Annotated in this window: 21 protein-coding genes; 19 read left to right on the top strand and 2 right to left on the bottom strand. The window is 63.7% G+C overall.

What is annotated here, in order from left to right:
* Positions 1–50 precede the first annotated feature (50 nt).
* The gene (asd, locus tag QUG01_RS04320) at positions 51–893 is read right to left on the bottom strand and encodes an archaetidylserine decarboxylase (RefSeq protein WP_500829047.1); all 843 of its coding nucleotides are present in this window, start codon (positions 891–893) and stop codon (positions 51–53) included.
* Positions 894–1,132: 239 nt separating this feature from the next.
* Between asd and QUG01_RS04315 the strand changes: the two genes are divergently transcribed.
* From QUG01_RS04315 to QUG01_RS04285, 7 genes are all read left to right on the top strand, one after another.
* Complete coding sequence (locus QUG01_RS04315) at positions 1,133–2,920, top strand: 2-isopropylmalate synthase (RefSeq protein ID WP_500829046.1); 1,788 nt, start codon at positions 1,133–1,135, stop codon at positions 2,918–2,920.
* 501 nt (positions 2,921–3,421) lie between these two features.
* Positions 3,422–4,063 carry a dethiobiotin synthase gene (gene bioD / locus QUG01_RS04310; protein WP_500829045.1) on the top strand — a complete coding sequence of 214 codons (642 nt, stop codon included), beginning with the start codon at positions 3,422–3,424 and terminating at the stop codon, positions 4,061–4,063.
* A gap of 289 nt (positions 4,064–4,352) precedes the next feature.
* Positions 4,353–5,474 carry a cytochrome c oxidase subunit II gene (gene coxB, locus QUG01_RS04305; protein WP_500829044.1) on the top strand — a complete coding sequence of 374 codons (1,122 nt, stop codon included), beginning with the start codon at positions 4,353–4,355 and terminating at the stop codon, positions 5,472–5,474.
* Between the two features lie 18 nt (positions 5,475–5,492).
* Positions 5,493–7,130, top strand: coding sequence for a cytochrome c oxidase subunit I (gene ctaD, locus QUG01_RS04300; RefSeq protein WP_500829043.1), 1,638 nt, complete (start codon positions 5,493–5,495; stop codon positions 7,128–7,130).
* Between the two features lie 10 nt (positions 7,131–7,140).
* Positions 7,141–7,689: a cytochrome c oxidase assembly protein gene (locus QUG01_RS04295; protein WP_500829042.1), complete on the top strand. Its 549-nt coding sequence runs from the start codon at positions 7,141–7,143 to the stop codon at positions 7,687–7,689.
* On the top strand, positions 7,686–7,862 hold the full coding sequence (locus tag QUG01_RS04290; RefSeq protein ID WP_199153989.1) for a DUF2970 domain-containing protein: 177 nt from the start codon (positions 7,686–7,688) through the stop codon (positions 7,860–7,862). Before QUG01_RS04295 ends, QUG01_RS04290 begins: the two co-directional genes overlap by 4 nt.
* 10 nt (positions 7,863–7,872) lie before the next feature.
* On the top strand, positions 7,873–8,730 hold the full coding sequence (locus QUG01_RS04285; protein WP_500829041.1) for a cytochrome c oxidase subunit 3: 858 nt from the start codon (positions 7,873–7,875) through the stop codon (positions 8,728–8,730).
* A 7-nt stretch (positions 8,731–8,737) separates the two neighbouring features.
* On the opposite strand, the gene QUG01_RS04280 is transcribed toward QUG01_RS04285, so the two are convergent.
* A complete protein-coding gene (locus QUG01_RS04280) occupies positions 8,738–8,935 on the bottom strand; it encodes a DUF2909 domain-containing protein (protein WP_103321328.1) in 198 nt (65 codons plus the stop codon).
* Between the two features lie 70 nt (positions 8,936–9,005).
* Here QUG01_RS04280 and QUG01_RS04275 point away from each other — a divergent pair, with 70 nt between their 5' ends.
* The 12 genes from QUG01_RS04275 to hisA all read left to right on the top strand — a co-directional run bounded on the left by QUG01_RS04275 (position 9,006) and on the right by hisA (position 18,876).
* Complete coding sequence (locus QUG01_RS04275; protein WP_500829040.1) at positions 9,006–9,653, top strand: SURF1 family protein; 648 nt, start codon at positions 9,006–9,008, stop codon at positions 9,651–9,653.
* On the top strand, positions 9,640–10,146 hold the full coding sequence (locus QUG01_RS04270; protein ID WP_500829039.1) for a redox-active disulfide-containing membrane protein: 507 nt from the start codon (positions 9,640–9,642) through the stop codon (positions 10,144–10,146). Before QUG01_RS04275 ends, QUG01_RS04270 begins: the two co-directional genes overlap by 14 nt.
* A gap of 70 nt (positions 10,147–10,216) precedes the next feature.
* Positions 10,217–11,239: a COX15/CtaA family protein gene (locus tag QUG01_RS04265; protein WP_500829038.1), complete on the top strand. Its 1,023-nt coding sequence runs from the start codon at positions 10,217–10,219 to the stop codon at positions 11,237–11,239.
* On the top strand, positions 11,236–12,135 hold the full coding sequence (cyoE, locus tag QUG01_RS04260) for a heme o synthase (protein WP_500829037.1): 900 nt from the start codon (positions 11,236–11,238) through the stop codon (positions 12,133–12,135). The genes QUG01_RS04265 and cyoE overlap by 4 nt, the downstream gene beginning before the upstream one ends.
* Positions 12,135–12,716: an SCO family protein gene (locus tag QUG01_RS04255; RefSeq protein ID WP_500829036.1), complete on the top strand. Its 582-nt coding sequence runs from the start codon at positions 12,135–12,137 to the stop codon at positions 12,714–12,716. Before cyoE ends, QUG01_RS04255 begins: the two co-directional genes overlap by 1 nt.
* Positions 12,717–12,765: 49 nt before the next feature.
* A complete protein-coding gene (locus QUG01_RS04250) occupies positions 12,766–13,530 on the top strand; it encodes a flagellar brake protein (protein ID WP_500829035.1) in 765 nt (254 codons plus the stop codon).
* A gap of 39 nt (positions 13,531–13,569) precedes the next feature.
* Positions 13,570–14,211 carry an ATP phosphoribosyltransferase gene (hisG, locus tag QUG01_RS04245; protein WP_043621395.1) on the top strand — a complete coding sequence of 214 codons (642 nt, stop codon included), beginning with the start codon at positions 13,570–13,572 and terminating at the stop codon, positions 14,209–14,211.
* A gap of 89 nt (positions 14,212–14,300) precedes the next feature.
* Complete coding sequence (gene hisD, locus QUG01_RS04240) at positions 14,301–15,611, top strand: histidinol dehydrogenase (protein ID WP_500829034.1); 1,311 nt, start codon at positions 14,301–14,303, stop codon at positions 15,609–15,611.
* 193 nt (positions 15,612–15,804) lie between these two features.
* A complete protein-coding gene (gene hisC, locus QUG01_RS04235; RefSeq protein WP_500829033.1) occupies positions 15,805–16,881 on the top strand; it encodes a histidinol-phosphate transaminase in 1,077 nt (358 codons plus the stop codon).
* 4 nt (positions 16,882–16,885) lie between these two features.
* Positions 16,886–17,479, top strand: coding sequence for an imidazoleglycerol-phosphate dehydratase HisB (gene hisB / locus QUG01_RS04230; protein WP_043621386.1), 594 nt, complete (start codon positions 16,886–16,888; stop codon positions 17,477–17,479).
* Positions 17,476–18,114 (top strand): imidazole glycerol phosphate synthase subunit HisH, encoded by a 639-nt coding sequence (gene hisH, locus QUG01_RS04225; RefSeq protein WP_500829032.1) that lies wholly within the window; start codon positions 17,476–17,478, stop codon positions 18,112–18,114. Before hisB ends, hisH begins: the two co-directional genes overlap by 4 nt.
* Positions 18,115–18,135: 21 nt before the next feature.
* On the top strand, positions 18,136–18,876 hold the full coding sequence (gene hisA / locus QUG01_RS04220; RefSeq protein WP_103321319.1) for a 1-(5-phosphoribosyl)-5-[(5-phosphoribosylamino)methylideneamino]imidazole-4-carboxamide isomerase: 741 nt from the start codon (positions 18,136–18,138) through the stop codon (positions 18,874–18,876).
* Positions 18,877–18,913 lie beyond the last annotated feature (37 nt).

The raw sequence follows: 18,913 nt of genomic DNA, 5'->3' as shown, positions 1-18,913 counted from the left end.
GGGGCCGGACGGATGGGCGAAAAAAACGGCGCTTTCGCGCCGTATTCGAATTAATCCGCCATCGCCTCGCCCAGCCGCACCGGCTTGGCCGGCCGCCATGAGGCGTTAAATTGCAGCGGGCCGGCCGGGAACAGCAGCACCACGGTGGAGCCGAGCAGGAAGCGGCCCATTTCCTCGCCCTTGGCCAGCCGGATATCCTGGCTGCGGTAATCCCATTTTTCCACGGCAGGCCGGCGCGGCGGGTTGACCACACCGTGCCATACCGTCGCCATGCTGCCGACGATGGTGGCGCCCACCAGCACCATCACGAACGGTTGGCCTTGTTCGTCTTCGAACACGCACACCACGCGCTCGTTGCGGGCGAACAGGCGGTCCACGCCGCGCGCGGTGGCGGGGTTGACCGAATACAGATCGCCCGGCACATACGTCATTTCCAGCAACTTGCCGGCGCAGGGCATGTGGATGCGGTGGTAGTCGCGCGGACTCAGGTAGATAGTGGCGAAGTGGCCGTCATTGAAACGCGCTGCCAGCGCCGCGTCGCCGGCCAGCAGCGCGGCGGTGCTGTAGTCGCGGCCCTTGGCCTGGAAGATGCGGCCGTGATCTATCGCGCCGAACTGGCTGACGGCGCCGTCCACCGGGCAGACCAGCCGCGCATCGGCCAACGGTCGCGCGTCGGGTTTCAGCGCGCGTGTGAAGAAGTCGTTGAACGTGGCGTAGGCTGCCGGGTCGCTGTTGGCGGCCTCGTCCATATTGACGTTGTAGCGGGCGATGAAGCGACGGATGGCCGCCGTGGTGACGCTGCCGCCTTGCCAGGAGGCGAAGCGGCCGGCCAGCCGGGTCAGCGCCAGCTTGGGCATCATATGTTGCAACAGCACAAACAGGCGTTCGGACACGGGCGCCCCCAATCAGTCTTAAACCGGCCATTGTAACCGATTTTTTGTCGGACAGCATGGGCGGGCCGTAGGGTCCTTGTCCGAATAGCTAGTTTTTCTGCGTACAATTCTACAAATTGTCTAAATAATTCAGATTTGACAGAGGGTGTGACGTAATTAACACAGTTTTTGGACTGGTTATTTGACGAGATGTCTTTCGCTCGGTAGGCTGGTTCAAAACATGCTGCAGGAGCACATTGATGCAAGTGGATATTGAACGACTGGTTGCGGACTTCGGCGGGCCGAGCCATCTGGCCGACGAACTGAACCGATTGTTCCCCGACGAGCCGGTGAGCCGGGCAGCGATATACAAATGGAGGGAACGCGGCAGCCTGCCGCTGGCGCAGCTGAGCCGGCTGGCGCAGCTGGCCGCCGGGCAAGGCAGGCGCTTTGATTTCAACGACTATCTGGTCGGCGAGCCGGCACAGGGAGCAGGGAGAACTATCGATATGGGCGACCGCCTCTATATTTTCGACACCACCTTGCGCGACGGCGAGCAATCGCCGGGCGCCTCGATGACCAAGGAAGAGAAGATCCGCATCGCGCGCCAGCTGGAGCGGCTGGGCGTGGACATCATCGAAGCCGGCTTCGCCGCCGCCAGTCCCGGCGATTTCGACGCCATCCACGCCATCGCCGAAACAATCAAGGACTCCACCGTCTGTAGCCTGGCGCGCGCCAACGAACGCGACGTGCGCGCCGCCGGCGAAGCCATCAAGCCAGCCGCGCGCGGCCGCATCCACACCTTCATCGCCACTAGCCCCATCCATATGGAGAAGAAGCTGCGCATGAGCCCGGACGAGGTGGTGGACGCGGCGGTGAAGGCGGTGAAGATCGCCCGCGAGTATACCGACGACGTCGAATTCTCCGCCGAGGACGCATTGCGCTCGGACATCGACTTCCTGGCGCGCATCTTCGGCGCGGTGATCGAGGCCGGCGCCACCACGCTGAACGTGCCGGACACCGTCGGCTACGCCGTGCCGCGCCTGACCGAGGCCTTCTTCCGCGAGCTGATCGCCCGCACGCCGGGTGGCGACAAGGTGGTCTGGTCCGCCCACTGCCACAACGATCTGGGCATGGCGGTGGCTAACAGCCTGGCGGCGGTGCTGGGCGGCGCGCGCCAGGTGGAGTGCACCATCAACGGCCTGGGCGAGCGCGCCGGCAACGCCAGCCTGGAAGAGATCGTGATGGCGGTGCGCACGCGCCGCGACGTGTTCGGCGTGGACAGCCGCGTCGACGCCACCCAGATCGTGCCGGCGTCCAAGCTGGTGTCCACCGTCACCGGCTACCCGGTGCAGCCGAACAAGGCCATCGTCGGCGCCAACGCCTTCGCCCACGAGTCCGGCATCCACCAGGACGGCGTGCTCAAGCATCGCGAAACCTACGAGATCATGTCGGCCGAGTCGGTGGGCTGGAGCGCCAACCGGCTGACCCTGGGCAAGCTGTCCGGCCGCAATGCCTTCAAGACCAAGTTGTCCGAACTCGGCATCGTGCTGGACAGCGAAGAAGCCTTGAACGCCGCCTTCGCCCGCTTCAAGGAACTGGCCGACAAGAAGCGCGAGATTTTCGATGAAGACCTGCACGCGCTGGTGTCGGACCAGATGGTGGCGATCGAGCAGGAGCATTACAAGTTCGTGTCGCTGCGCATCGCCACAGAGACTGGCGAAGCGCCGCAGGCCAATATCGTATTTGTCGAGCATGGCCAGGAGCGCCACGCCGAATCCAGCGGCTCCGGCCCGGTGGACGCCGCCTTCAAGGCCATCGAGAGTGTGGCGGGCAGCGGCGCCGAACTCGAGTTGTACTCGGTCAACGCCATCACCAAGGGCACCGAATCGCAGGGCGAAGTGACCGTGCGCCTGGCGCGCGACGGCCGCATCGTCAACGGCCAGGGGGCCGACACCGACATCATCGTGGCCAGCGCCAAGGCTTACCTGTCGGCGCTGAACAAGTTGTCCACCGCGGAGAAGGTGAGCGCCCAGGCCATCGTTTAAACAGTTTGTTTTCCCGGCGCGGCCAGACGGCGCCAAAGGGAGGCGGCAAGGTTTTCCATCCCGGCCTTGTCGTTGCGCCCCGCGGACCGTTTCGCCCAGCCAACAGGTTTTCACTTCATCCGCGCGTGAAATCCTGCGCAGGCCTACCCGGCCAAACCCATCGCGCCCCTGCCCACAAGGCCGACGGCACGACGCCGACCCACAAGGTCGGCGTTGGCACGTCGAGGGCGCGGTTGGCCTTGCCTGAATGGGGCAGGGTTTTTGAATAAGACTTTTTTGCGCGGTTCAAAGATAGCCCAAAACACAATTCGTTTAATCAGGCGGCTTATGTTTGGCAGTCCCATACCCATCCGATGCTGACCCTGCCGCTTGGCGTGCGGGTCCGGGTGGACACCCAAGCCCTGCGCGTGGAATTGCTGGAAGATTGGCGCGAGCTGGTGTAGAACATCGGTCCCGGCCGGCACGCGGCCGGCGATTCTATCGATGATTGAGGGAGCGAGCATGAGCCAGGGCTATTTCATCACCGGCACCGATACCGAGATCGGCAAGACCCATTCCGCGGTCGAGTTGATCCGTCTTTACCAAAGCCAGGGCAAGCGCGTGCTGGCGATGAAGCCGGTGGCCTCCGGTTGCGACATCCTGCCGGACGGCAGCTGGCATAACGACGATGTGGCGCGGCTGACGGCAGCCACCGGGCAGGCTGACCTGGAATTGATGAATCCGTATCGTTTTTTGCCGCCGGTGTCGCCGCACATCGCCGCGCGCCAGGCCGGCGTGGAAATCGATCTTGCGCGCATCGGCGAGCATTACCGCCGTTTGCGGGATCAGGCCGATATCGTGCTGGTGGAGGGGGCCGGCGGCTGGTTGGCGCCGTTGTCGGACAGCCTGTTCATGGCCGACCTGGCGCAGAGCCTGGCGCTGCCGGTCATTCTGGTGGTGGGCATGCGGCTCGGCTGCATCAACCATGCGTTGCTGACGGCGCGCGCCGTCCAGCGCAGCGGTTTGCCCTTGGCCGGTTGGGTGGCCAATTGTCCCCGGCCCAAGCAGGCTGCCTACCAGGAAAATCTCGACACGCTCAAGCGCCACCTCGCAGCGCCCTTGCTGCTGGAAATTCCCTACCAGCCGACAGACTATTCAGGATAGTGAACACGGACGGCCAGCCCGTCCCATCCTCATGCTTAGAGCCGCTAACAAAAATCCTGATGCTGCGTTGCGCCGGCTTGTCGTACTCAAGTACTGCCTGCGTCGGCGCGCCTTGCCTCAGCCGTGAAACTGATATTTGTTAGCCACTCTTATTCCCATGTCCCGCCATGTTACGCTGCAACATGACGCTTTCTTGTTTTTCCCGTGCGACTTCCTACGATGAAAGCATGCCGGCATAGCCGGCGCGCAGTGCATGCATTGTTTGGTCATTTGACCTTGGGGGAGCGACATGTCTTGTCCGCGCATTCCTGTTTCTTGCTGTCTGGCGCTGATGGCGCCGGCCGCGCTGGCGGCTGAGTACAATCTGCAGCCGCCGGTCACCCCGCTGGCGCGCACCGAGTACCATTTGCACACCTTGCTGCTGATCATCACCGGCGTCATCTTCCTGTTGGTCTTCCTGGTGATGCTGTATTCCATCATCCGCCACCGCAAGGCCGCCGGCCATGAAGCCAAGCCGTTCCATGAAAACACCACGGTGGAGATCATCTGGACCATCGTCCCGCTGCTGATCCTGGTGCTGATGGCGCTGCCGGCCACGCGCGCGGTGCTGGCGCAAAAGAGTACGCGCAGCGAGGACATGACGATCAAGATCACCGGCTACCAGTGGAAGTGGCGCTACGACTATCTGGACGACAATTTCGGCTTTGTCAGCCACCTGTCCACGCCGCGCGACCAGATCGAAGGCCGCGCGCCGCTCAGCGGGAATTATCTGCTGGAGGTGGATGAGCCGCTGGTAGTGCCCACCAACCGCAAGATCCGCCTGCTGCTGACCGCCAACGACGTGATCCACTCCTGGTGGGTGCCGCAGCTGGGGGTCAAGCAGGACGCCATCCCCGGCTTCCTACGCGACAGCTGGATGCTGATCGAGCAGCCCGGCACCTATCGCGGCCAGTGCTCGGAGCTGTGCGGCAAGGACCACGGCTTCATGCCCATCGTGGTGGAGGCCAAGTCGCCGGAGGACTACGCCAAGTGGCGCGAGGCCAAGCTGAAACAGTTGGCCGCCAACGCGGACGATCCCAACAAGGTATGGCAGCTGGCCGAGCTGAAGGCCCGCGGCGAGAAGGTCTACACCCAGAACTGCATCCCGTGCCATCAGGCCAACGGCAAGGGCATTCCGGGCGCCTTCCCGGCGCTGGACGGTTCGCCCATCGCCACCGGCGACAAGGCCGCCCATATCGAGATCGTGCTGTACGGCGGCAAGAAGAATCCGGCGATGGCGGCCTGGGGCAAGCAATTGTCCGATACCGACATCGCCGCGGTCATCACTTACGAGCGCAATAGCTGGGGCAACCATACCGGCCAAGTCGTGCAGCCCAAGGAAATCAAGGCGGCGCGCGGCAAGGCGGCGTAGCAAGGAGGAGGCAGCGTCATGGCAATCGCGGAAACCACCCACGCCGGCGGCGCGCATCACGGCAAGCCGCACGGCATCATGCGTTGGCTGATGGCCACCAATCACAAAGACATCGGCACGATGTACCTGTGGTTCTCGTTCACCATGTTCCTGTCCGGCGGCGTGCTGGCGCTATGCATCCGCGCCGAGCTGTTCAGCCCAGGGCTGCGCTTCTTCCAGCCGGAGCTGTTCAATCAGCTGACCACGCTGCACGGCCTGATCATGGTGTTCGGCGCTATCATGCCGGCCTTCACCGGCATGGCCAACTGGATGCTGCCCTTGATGATAGGCGCGCCGGACATGGCCTTCGCCCGGATGAACAACTGGAGCTTCTGGCTGCTGCCGCCGGCGGCGTTGCTGTTGCTGCTTTCATTCGCGGTGCCGGGCGGCGCGGCGGCGGCGGGCTGGACCTTGTACGCCCCGCTGTCCACGCAGATGGGCATAGGCATGGACATGACCATCTTCGCCATCCACATCCTGGGCATCAGCTCCATCATGGGGTCGATCAACATCATCGTCACCATCCTGAATCTGCGGGCGCCGGGCATGACCATGATGAAGATGCCGATGTTCGCCTGGGCCAGCCTGATCACCGCCTATCTGATCATCGCGGTGATGCCGGTGCTGGCCGGCGTGGTGACCATGGTGCTGGCCGACCGTCATTTCGGCAGCCACTTCTTCAATGCCGCCGGCGGCGGCGATCCCATTCTGTACCAGCACGTATTCTGGTTCTTCGGCCACCCCGAGGTCTACATCATGGCGCTGCCGGCCTTCGGCATCGTCAGCCAAGTGATTCCGACGTTCGCGCGCAAACCGCTGTTCGGCTACACCTCGATGGTGTACGCCACCAGCTCCATCGGCGTGTTGTCTTTCATGGTGTGGGCGCACCATATGTTCGCCACCGGCATGCCGGCCACCGCCCAGCTGTTTTTCATGTACGCGACGATGCTGATCGCGGTGCCCACCGGAGTGAAGGTGTTCAACTGGATCGCCACCATGTGGCAGGGCGCCATGACGTTCGAAACGCCTATGTTGTTTTCCATCGGCTTCATCCTGCTGTTCACCATCGGCGGCTTGTCCGGCATCACGCTCAGCGTGGCGGCGGTGGATATCCAGCTGCATGCCAGCTACTACGTGGTGGCGCATTTCCATTACGTGCTGGTGGCCGGCGCGCTGTTCAGCCTGTTCTCCGCCATCTACTACTGGTTCCCCAAAATGAGCGGCAAGATGTACCACGAGGGGCTGGGCAAGTTCCATTTCTGGTGGTCGATGATCTGGTTCAACGTCACCTTCTTCCCCATGCATTTCCTGGGCCTGGCCGGCATGCCGCGGCGGATTCCAGACTATGCCTTGCAGTTCACCCAATTCAACCAGATCGCCAGCGTCGGCGCCTTCATGTTCGGCCTGGGCCAGTTGATCTTCCTGTTCAACATCCTGCACTCGCTGCGCTATGGTAAGCCGGCGCCGCAGCGGCCGTGGGAAGGCGCGAATACCTTGGAGTGGGAGCTGCCGACGCCGGCGCCGTATCATACTTTCGAGCAGGCGCCGCAGATCGAGAGCAGCGAAAACGGCGTGATCCTGTCGTACCGGGAGGGCGGGGCGCACCCGCGCCATTAGGGTGCTTGCCATGGACGCCGCCCGGATCCCGCATCGCAACCGCCAGCTGCTAGGCAAGCTGGCGTTGATCGCCGCCATGATGTTCGGCTTTGCCTGGGCGATGATTCCGCTGTACCGCATCGTTTGCGAGCAGACCGGCCTCAACGACGTGGTGAAGGCCGATGCGTTGGAGCGGGACGATCTGGTGGCGGGGGCGGCAACGGTGGCCATGACTTTCGATGCCACTGTGCAGGCCGGGCTGCCCTGGCAGGTCAGGCCGCTGACCACGCATCTTAAGGTCAAGCCTGGCACTTTTGTTCAGGTGCAGTACCAGATCACCAATGCCAGCCCTCACGCTGTGGTGGGGCAGGCCTTGCCGCGCTATTTGCCGGCCGAAGCCGGGGCGTATGTGAAGAAGCTGGAGTGCTTCTGTTTCACTCAGCAACGCTTCGCGCCTGGACAGACACGAACCTTTCCGGTGGTGTTCGTGATCGACCGCAAGTTGCCGGCCACGATCAGCAGCATCACCTTGGCCTACACCATCTTCGATGTGCCGGGGCAGGACGGCCGGGCGTCATGAACTGGGCACAGGGCGTAAAGGCGGTGTTGGGGGCATTCATCGGCGTGCGCCAGGGCGACGCCGCGCGGCAGGATCAGTCGCTGAAACCGTGGCAGCTGATCGTCACCGCGTTGTTGTTGATGTTGGCGTTGATTGTCGCGCTGTTGTTGCTGGTGTCCTGGGTAACGCGCTAGGAGGAATGGTATGGCGAGCGTTGAGGAGCAGGATCGTTATTTTGTGCCGGAGCCGTCGCGTTGGCCCATGGTGGGGGCGGTGGCGCTGTTCTGCATCGGCCTGGGCGCGGCGTTTGCCGTCAACGGCATGCTGATGGGCAAGCTGTCGCTGGCTTTGGGCTTCCTGATACTGGTGTTCATGCTGGTGGGATGGTTTGGCGATGTGATCCGCGAAAACCGGCTAGGCGTCTATCTGGGGCGAGAGGACATGTCGTTCCGCTGGGGCATGGGCTGGTTCATTTTTTCCGAGGTGATGTTCTTCGGGGCCTTCTTCGGCGCGCTGTTCTGGGTGCGCACGGTGTCGGTGCCGCTGCTCGGCTCGCTCGATTACAAGATGCTGTATCCGGATTTCGAGGCCGCATGGCCGCTGTCCACCGGGCCGGGCATCACCCAGGCCTATCAGGCGATGGAGCCCTGGGGTTTGCCGGCGCTGAATACGCTGATCCTGCTGAGCTCCGGCGCTACCGTCACCTGGGCGCACTGGGGGTTGCTGCAAGGGCAGCGCAGGCAATTGAAGCTGGGGCTGTTTCTCACGGTGTTGCTGGGATTCACGTTCCTTGGCTTGCAGCTGCACGAATATGGCCACGCTTTCAGCCATCTGCATCTGACGCTGGCGTCCGGCGCCTATGGCATGACGTTTTTCATGCTGACCGGTTTTCACGGGCTGCATGTGCTGTTGGGGTCGATCATCCTGTTCGTGGTGTGGTTGCGCTCGCTGAAGGGCGATTTTGACGCCAGCCACCACTTCGCCTTCGAAGCCGCCAGTTGGTATTGGCACTTCGTCGATGTGGTATGGCTGCTGCTGTTCATCTTCGTTTACTGGCTGTGAGCGAGCATCAAACCTGATGCGGACGCCACCAGCCGAATACGGCGCCCAAGAGCAGCAGCAGAAACAGGCCGATGGACAAGCCGACCCTCAGGGTCAAAGAGCGGACCAGACGTTGCGAGCCGTGTTCGGCTTTCATCAGTCCGGTCAATCCCCAAAACAGGGCCAGGACAATACAGGCAAGCAACAACAGGATGACGAGTTTCATGACCGTATCCTCATCTCATTCCGATCAGGAGCAAAGGCAAGAGCCAAGATGGCAGCGGCTGCTATGGAGCATGCTGCTGCTCATCGTCTTGCTGCCCTACGCCTTGGCAGTATGGCAGTGGCAGCGGGGGCAAGACAAGGAGGCCTTGCTGCGATCGCTGACCAACGCGATGAGCACCGCGCCGGTGACGCTGGTGTATCGCGATGCCGAGCCTCCGCCGGAGTTCACCCGCGTGCGCTTGATCCAGGCCGAGCCGGCCGGGCCGGTGATCGAATTGCGCAACAGCTATCTGGCCGGCCAGAGCGGCCGCCGCATTCTTCAGCCTTGGCGGCAAGGCCTGGACCGCTCGCTGGTGCTGCTGGATCTGGGCTGGCTGGTCGATGGCGTCAAGCTGCCGACGTTCTCGCCGCAGCAGATTCAGCCGCAGGGCTATCGGATGCCGACGCCTCACCATTTTGTGTTGTCCGGCGCGGTAAAGGGTTTTGCCGGCCCGGTCGATCAAGTCGATGAGGCGGCGCTGCGCAGCCATTATCCCGGGCACTGGTTCCAGGGCGTGGTGGTGTTGGAAACCTCGCCCGATCCCTTGCTGCATTGGCCCGTGGTGCCGGAGTTCCTGCCGGATAAGCACTATGCCTACGCGGTGCAATGGCTGCTGCTGGGCGTATGCCTGAGCGGCTTGTGGTGGCTACTGTGGAGACGTCGCCATGAAATCCATTGACCGCGGCCGGGCGGCCTTGCTGGGCATGGCGCTGTTGTGCCTGGCGCCGGTCTTGGCGGCATGGCTGGCTTACCTGCTGCTGCCGCCCGGCGGCGGCGCCAGTTATGGGCAATTGCTGCCGACGCGGCCGTTTGTCGCCGCGGGCAACCCGGAATGGCCGCGCGGCAAATGGGTGCTGGCTTCGGCGCTGAGCGCCGATTGCCGCGATCGTTGCCGTCAGCGCTGGCATGCGATGAGCCAGATTCAGAAGGCGCAGGGAGAAGCGGCGGAGCGGCTGACGCGCGTGGCGCTGGTGGTGTCGGCCCGCCCGGCGGCATTGGATGTGCCGTACCGCTTGCCGCACTCGCCGGCGCATGCGCTGCCTGCCGGCAGCCAGGGTTTCTATCTGGTCGATCCGCTGGGCAATCAGGTGATGTTTTACCGCGACGGCGCCGATCCGCGGCGGATCATCGATGAAGTGGCCAATGTGTTGAAGGTGAATAACGGGTTGTAAGCGCCCGTTCAAAAATTTTCCGTCAGTGGCCGACCGGCCCATGCGCTGTGCAATGAGGGGGACCCTTGCCATGCGAAGACTGTTTTGGGCAGCCTTGCTGCTGGCCGCAATCGTGGTGCCGTTCGGCGCCTATGTCAGATTGTCCCATGCCGGCTTGGGCTGCCCGGACTGGCCAGGCTGCTATGGCCATATTTCTCCCGCGCATGCCTCAGACAGCATAAGCCAGGCTCAGGCCATGTCGCCGCAGGGGCCGGTCAGCCTGGGCAAGGCCTGGAAGGAGATGCTCCATCGTTACCTCGCCGGCAGCCTCGCCACCCTGATCGCGCTGATCGCTTGGCGGGCCTGGCGCGAACGGCGCCAGCGCTTGCCGGCGAGTCTCTTATTGGCGGTGGTGGCCTTGCAGGCCATGCTGGGCATGTGGACCGTAACCTTGCTGCTGCGGCCCGCCATCGTCACCTCCCATCTGCTGGGCGGCATGGCGGTGCTGCAGATTCTGGCCTGGATGGCGCTTTCGCCCGCATTCGCGCCGCTACGCGTTCCGCTTGCGCTGCGCCGGCTGGCCGGCTGGCTGGTGTCCGCCTTGCTGCTGCAGCTGCTGCTGGGCGGTTGGGTGTCCAGCAATTACGCTGCCTTGGCCTGTCAGGGTTTTCCGGCATGCAACGGCCAGGCGTGGCCGGCGCTGCGCTTTGATCAGGCTTTCCATGTCGTGCGCGAGCTGGGCCAGGCGCCGGATGGCAGTCTGTTGGAATTCTCCAGCCTGGTAACCATACATTGGCTGCATCGCTTGGGGGCGCTGCTGGTTTCGCTGCTGGTATTGGCCTTGCTGGCCCGGGGCTGGCGCGAGCCAGGCCTGAGACGGCATCTGGTTTGCCTGGGCGCGGCCTGGGGGCTGCAGGTTGGGCTGGGCATCGCCAATGTGATGTGGCAGCTGCCCTTGCCGATTGCGGTGGCGCATAACGCCGGCGCAGCGCTATTGCTGATGGCGGCGCTGCTGTTGCTGTCGCGTCTGCATGCGCCGGCGCCGCAGCGGCGCCGGATTCATCTGCCGTTGCCGCTGCCGGGGCGGCTGAGCCGGCCGGGAGAGGGGCGATGAACGCGCTCGGCCTGCCGTTGTGGCGGCGCCAGGGCCAGGCGCTGTGGCAGTTGGCCAAGCCCAAGGTGGTGGCGCTGATTGTATTCTGCGCCGTGATCGGCATGTTGCTGGCCAGCGCCGGCTTACCGGATGCCCGAGTCGTCATTCCGGCCACGCTGGGTATAGCGTTGGTGGCCGGCGCGGCGGCCATGGTCAATTGCCTGGTGGAGCGCGGGCTGGATGCCAGAATGCGCCGCACCGCCTGGCGCCCTACCGTCACCGGTGAGGTCGGCGTGGCGCAAACCTTGCTGGTCGCGCTGCTGGCGGGCGCAGCCGGCTTAGCCTTGCTGATCGTCTGCTGCAATGCCTTGACTGCCTGGCTGACCCTGGGCACTTTTGTTGGTTACGCGGTGGTTTACACCTTGCTGCTCAAGCCGCTGACGCCGCAGAACATCGTGATCGGCGGCGCCAGCGGCGCCATGCCGCCGGTGCTGGGGTGGGCGGCCGTGAGCGGGGAAGTCAGCGCCTTCGCGCTGGTGCTGTTCCTGATCATCTATGCCTGGACGCCGCCGCATTTTTGGGCGCTGGCGCTCTACCGCCGTGACGACTACGCGCGGGCCGGCCTGCCGATGTTGCCGGTCACGCATGGCCAGCGTTACACCACCTTGTCGATTGTGCTGTACAGCGTTTTGCTTGCCGCCATCACGCTGTTGCCGGCCGCGCTGGGACAGGCGGGCTGGATTTATCTCGCTGCGGCGGGAGCGTTGAACGGCAGGTTGTTGTTTCTTGCCGTCCGTCTGCATCGCCAGTATGCTCACACCCTGGCGCGCCGCGTGTTCACCTGGTCGATCTGGTATCTGGCTGGGTTGTTCGCGGCCTTGTTATTTGATCACTACTGGCTGATTCCCTTTTCCTGATGCTGAAGATACTGCGACTCCTGCTAGCGCTTCTCACTCTCGCCGCGCTGTCCGCCTGCGCGCCGCCCGCCATCGACTTCAAAGGCACGGCGATCAACGACGAATCCATGGGCGGCGGCTTCACGCTGACCGACTTCCATGGGCAGCCCCGCAGTCTGGATGCGTTCAAGGGCAAGGTGGTGGCGCTGTTCTTCGGCTATACCCATTGCCCGGACGTGTGTCCGACCACGATGTTGGAATATGCTTCGGTGATGAAGCAGTTGGGCGAAGATGCCGACAAGGTGCAGGTGTTGTTTGTCAGCGTCGATCCGCTGCGCGATACGCCCAAAGTGTTGGCCGGTTACGTGCCATACTTCGATAAGCGCTTCATCGGTTTGACCGGCACGGCCGAGCAGATCGAGAAAGTGAAAAAACAGTACAAGGTGGTGGCGCAGCAGGTGCCGACCCCGGGCGGCGGCTACAGCGTGGACCATAGCTCAGGCTCGTATTTGCTGGACCGGGAGGGGAGATTGCGGGTGTTCGAGGCCTACGGCACGCCTTCCGCGAGTCTCGCTTATGATATCAAGCAGTTGATGCGCTAAACTTGGCGTATCGGAGAAGTGCATTATCTAAAAATGGGGTCACGAAATCGTGAGCGACGATAAAACCTCGGTGAGTCCAGCCAGTGCGCATCAGTCATTGGACTTGGCCAAATTTACGATGACATCGCCGGCCGAGATCGCCCAGCATCTGACGAATATTGCCAAACATGGCCATATGGTGACGATTTTCTCCAACAAGGGGAAAAACTTCATTTTGACGAAGATTCTGGACGTCGATTTCAAAAATGGGGTGTTCACTGTCGACTGGGGCGCCGAGGAAGAGGCCAACAACCAGGTGCTTGGCAGCGAGCGCAATGTTTTCGTGTGCTCGCCGGAAGGCGTGAAGACGCAGTTTGTCACCGGCGCCTTGAGCAAGGTGATAGTCGACGGCCAGCCAGCCTTTGCCGCGGACCTGCCTGAGCAGGTGATCAAGCTGCAGCGCCGCGAGTTCTTCCGCATCCAGACGCCGCTGGGCACGCCCGTGTTCTGCCATGTCGAGGATTACGGCCAGCGCGCGATAGACTTGGCGCTGTTCGATATCAGCGTGGGCGGCATGAGCCTGTGGCTGCCGGATGTCAGCACGGTCGGGTTCGACATCGGCCAGCAGTACCATAAATGCACCTTGGATCTGAAGCCGATAGGCGTCTTGCAGATCGGCATCGAGGTGCGCCATCGCCTGGCCTCTCGGCTGCGCAATGACACCGAGGCGATGCGGATAGGGTGTTCCTATCTGAATTTGACGCCGAAAATGGAAACCATGATCCAGCGCTATGTCGGCTTTCTTGAGCGCGAACGCCGCGCCATGTTCGGCTGAGCGGCCGGCACTTATTTAAATCCTTTGCAGTAGAACATCATGAAGCTGACCATCGCCCTGTCCAAGGGCCGTATTTTTGAAGAGACCGTGCCCTTGCTGGCCGCCGCAGGCATCGAGCCGGCGGAAAAACCCGAATCCTCGCGCAAACTGATCATCGGCACCAACCACCCGGAGGTGCAACTGGTGATCGTGCGCGCTTCCGACGTGCCCACCTATGTGCAATATGGCGCGGCCGATCTGGGCATCGCCGGCCGCGACGTGTTGATCGAGCACGGCGGCGCGGGCCTGTATCAGCCGTTGGACTTGAACATCGCCAAATGCCGGATGATGGTGGCGGTGAAGGAAGGCTACGATTACGACGCCGCCGTCCGCCAGGGCGCGCGCCTGAAGATCGCCACCAAGTATCCGCAGATCGCCCGCGAGCACTTCGCCAAGAAGGGCGTCCACGTCGACATCATCAAGCTGTACGGCTCGATGGAGCTGGCGCCGCTGGTCGGCCTGGCCGACGCCATCGTCGATCTGGTCTCCACCGGTGGCACGCTGCGCGCCAACAAGCTGGTGGCGGTCGAACACATCATCGACATCAGCTCGCGCCTGGTGGTGAACCAGGCCGCGCTGAAGCTCAAATACGACGCGATTCAGCCGGTGCTGGACGCCTTCGCCGGCGCCGTGCCGGCCTGATCCATCCGCATGCCGGCCAAATGGCGGTCAACCGATCGCCTGCGACCGGCGTTGCCCCTTGTTCAGGCTCCACGCATCAGAGAATCATTATGTTGAAACTGTCATCTTCCCAGCCCGACTTCGCCGAGCGCCTGAAAGCGCTGCTGGCTTTCGAAACCGCGCAGGACCCGGCAGTGGACGCCGCCGTGGCGTCCATCTGCGCCGATGTCCATCATCGCGGCGACGCGGCGCTGGTGGAGTACACCAACCGTTTCGACCGCATGCAGGCGCAGAGCATGGCCGATCTGACGCTGTCCCGCGCTCAGCTGGAAGCCGCTTGGCAGCGACTGCCGGCCGCGGTGCGCGACGCGCTGTCCGCCGCCGCCGAGCGGGTGCGCCGCTACCACGAAAAGCAGCTGGCGCATTCCTGGAGCTATGAAGACGAAGACGGCACCCTGCTGGGCCAGCAGGTGACGCCGCTGGACCGCGTCGGCATCTATGTGCCGGGCGGCAAAGCGGCTTATCCGAGTTCGGTGCTGATGAACGCGCTGCCGGCCAAGGTGGCCGGCGTAGCCGAGATCATCATGGTGGTGCCGACGCCGGGCGGCGAGCGCAATGATCTGGTGCTGGCCGCGGCCTACATCGCCGGGGTGGACAAGGTGTTCACCGTCGGCGGCGCTCAAGCCGTCGCCGCGCTGGCCTACGGTACCGAGACGGTGCCGCAGGTAGACAAGATCACCGGCCCCGGCAATGCCTATGTCGCGGCCGCCAAGCGCCGCGTGTTCGGCGTGGTCGGCATCGACATGGTGGCCGGCCCGTCGGAGATCCTGGTGATCTGCGACGGCGACACCGACCCGGACTGGGTGGCGATGGACCTGTTCAGCCAGGCCGAGCACGACGAGATCGCCCAGGCCATCCTGCTGTGCCCGTCGGCCGACTACATCGCCCGCGTGGAAGCCAGCATCGCCAAACTGCTGCCGGCCATGCCGCGCCGCGCCATCATCGAGGCCAGCCTGGCGGGCCGCGGCGCGCTGATTCAGGTGCGCGACCTGGCCGAAGCCTGCGAGATCGCCAATTACATCGCGCCGGAGCATCTGGAACTGTCGGTGGCCGAACCGGATGCCTTGTTGCCGCAGCTGCGCCACGCCGGCGCCATCTTCATGGGCCGCTTCACTTCGGAAAGCCTGGGCGATTACTGCGCCGGCCCGAATCATGTGCTGCCGACCAGCCGCACTGCCCGTTTTGCCAGTCCGCTCGGCGTGTACGACTTCCAGAAGCGCAGCAGCCTGATCCGCGTATCGCAGGCCGGCGCGCAGAAGCTGGGGCGCATCGCCAGCCTGCTGGCGCATGGCGAGGGGCTGACCGCGCATGCCCGCGCCGCCGAGCTGCGGCTGGATGGAGGCGCAGAACCGCAGTCCTGAGGCGGTATGGCGCCTTGCCTCCGCCGCATGGCTGAATTTTGTCCTCCGCTCTTGAATTGAGAACCCGTGCCCGCGCCGCAACAGGCGCGGCCAAGCGGGCGCAAGGCAGTAGCCCGTGGCGCGCCAACGGGTTACGATGGCCCTTTGCCCGTTTGCGGGCACATTACGGCGCTTTTGCGCCGCCAGGCAGACCATGACGACCAAACTGACCGCCAAGCAACTCGTCCGCGACGAGATCACCGCCATCGGCGCCTATCACGTGGCCGACGCCGCCGGCTACATCAAGCTGGACGCGATGGAAAACCCGTGGCCGCTGCCGGTGGAACTGCAGCACGAACTGGCCGCTGAACTGGCCCAGGTTGCGCTGAATCGTTATCCGGACGCCAATGGCGGCGGCCTGAAGGACGAGCTGCGCGCGGCGTTTGCCATTCCCGCCGGCGCCGACATCGTGCTGGGCAACGGCTCGGATGAGCTGATCACGCTGATCACCCAGGCGTTGGCGCGTCCCGGCGCCAAGCTCTTGGCGCTGGAGCCGTCCTTCGTCATGTACAAGATGAACGCGCTGTTCTCCGGCCTGCAGTACGTCGGCGTGCCGTTGCGCGACGACTTTACGCTGGACCTGCCGGCTACGCTGTCCGCCATCGAGCGCGAGCAGCCGGCGGTGGTGTTCGTGTCCTATCCCAATAATCCCACCGGTCCGCGCTACGCCCGCGACGAGGTGCTGGCGATCTGCCGCGCCGCGCCGGGCCTGGTGGTGGTGGACGAGGCTTACCAGAGCTTCGCTTCGGACAGCTTCATGGACCTGGCCGGCGAGCTGGACAACCTGCTGGTGATGCGCACGCTGTCCAAGCTGGGCCTGGCCGGCATCCGCCTCGGTTATGCCGCGGCCTGTCCGGCGTGGATTGCCGAACTGAACAAAGTGCGGCCGCCTTACAACGTCAATGTGCTGACCCTCGCCGCCGCGCGTTACGCCTTGCGGCATCTGGAGGTATTCAACCGCCAGGCGGCCGAATTGCGCGCCGAGCGCGGCCGAATCTCCGATGCGCTGGCCGCGCTGCCGGCGCTGACGGTATTCCCGTCCGAGGCCAATTTCCTCACTGTTCGCGCGCCGGACGCTGTTGCGCTGTACCAGCATCTGAAAGTGAGCGGCATCCTGATCAAGCAGCTGCACGGCAGCCATCCGCTGCTGGACAACTGTCTGCGCCTGACCGTGGGCAGCCCAGACCAGAACGCGGCCTTGCTGTCCGCCATTCAACGATTTTTTGCCTGAAGCCATGAGAACCGCAACTGTCACCCGCAACACGCTGGAAACCCAGATCACCGTCACGCTGAATCTGGACGGCACCGGCGTCGGCCGCTTTGAAACCGGCGTGCCCTTTCTCGACCACATGATGGATCAGATCGCCCGCCATGGCTTGATCGACCTCGACGTCCAGGCCGTGGGCGACCTGCACATCGACGCCCACCACACCGTGGAAGACATCGGCATCACCCTGGGCCAGGCCTTTGCCAAGGCCATCGGCGACAAGAAGGGCATCCGCCGCTACGGCCATGCCTATGTGCCGCTGGACGAGGCGCTGTCCCGCGTGGTGATCGACTTGTCCGGCCGCCCCGGCTTGGTCTACAACGTCGAATACACCCGCGCCAGCATCGGCCAGTTCGATGTGGACCTGTTTTCGGAGTTTTTCCACGGCTTCGTCAATCACAGCATGAGCACGCTGCATATCGACAATCTGCGCGGCCACAACAGCCACCATCAGGCCGAGACCATCTTCAAGGCCTTCGGCCGCGCGCTGCGAATGGCCTGCGAGCGCGATGAGCGCATGGCCGGCATCACGCCGTCCACCAAGGGGACGCTCTCCGCATGAAAGTCGCAGTGATTGATTACGGCATGGGCAATCTGCACTCGGTGCTGAAGTCCCTGCAGGCCGTCAACGACATCGGCGCCGATATTGTCCTGACCCGCGATCCGGACGCCGTGGTCCAGGCCGACAAGGTGGTCTTTCCCGGCCAGGGCGCGATGCCCGACTGCATGCGCGAGCTGAACCGCCACGGCTTGGCCGATGCCGTCCGTGAAACTACGCAGAGCAAGCCGTTTTTTGGAATCTGCGTAGGCGCGCAGCTATTGTTCGAACATAGCGCGGAGGGCGACACCGCCGGCCTGGGCCTGTTTCCGGGCAAGGTGCTGCGCTTTGCCGACGATCTCACCGCAGGCGGCGAGCGGCTGAAAGTGCCGCACATGGGTTGGAACCAGGTCTACCAGACCCAGTCCCACCCGATGTTCGCCGGCATCGCCGATGGCGAGCGTTTTTACTTTGTGCACAGTTATCACTTTGCGCCGGCCGACGCGGCGCTGACGCTGGCGGAGAGCGAATATCCGCAGCGGTTTGCCTGTATCGTCGGGCGTGGCAACATATTCGCCACGCAGTTTCACACCGAAAAGAGCCACCGCGCCGGACTTCAGATGATGAAGAATTTCCTGGCCTGGGACGGCAATGTTTAACTTACCCACACACCTAGCACCATGCTGCTGATACCCGCGATAGACCTGAAAGACGGTCAGTGCGTGCGCCTGAGACAGGGCGCAATGGACGACGCCACCATTTTCTCCGACGATCCGGTCAAGGTTGCCGCCCATTGGCGCGACCAGGGCGCGCGCCGACTGCATCTGGTGGACTTGAACGGCGCTTTCGCCGGCAAGCCGAAAAACCTGTCGGTGATCCGCGACATCCTCGGCGAGGTTGGCGAGGACATGCCGGTGCAGCTGGGTGGCGGCATCCGCGACCTGGACACCATCGAGGCCTACCTCGACATGGGCTTGTCCTACGTGATCATCGGCACCGCCGCGGTCAAGACGCCGGGCTTCCTGCACGATGCCTGCGACGCCTTCCCCGGCCAGGTCATCGTTGGCCTGGACGCCAAGGACGGCATGGTGGCGATCGACGGCTGGGCCAAGATCACCAACCACAATGTGGTTGATCTGGCCAAGCGCTTCGAGGACTACGGCGTCAACTCGGTGATCTACACCGACATCGGCCGCGACGGCATGATGACCGGCGTCAACATCGAGGCCACCGTCAAGCTGGCGCAGGCGCTGACCATCCCGGTGATCGCCTCCGGCGGCCTGACCAACCTCGACGACATCCGCGCGCTGTGCGAGGTGGAGGCCGAGGGCATCGAAGGCGCCATCACTGGCCGCGCCATCTACGAAGGCAGCATAGACTTCGCCGCCGCGCAGACGCTGGCGGACGAACTGGCCGGTTAAACCCGGCTGATCGCGTCAAACGGCGGGCTGGCCCCGC

This window comes from Chromobacterium sp. CCUG 76385 (assembly GCF_059916625.1).
This window is presented reverse-complemented; position numbering and strand designations above follow the sequence as displayed.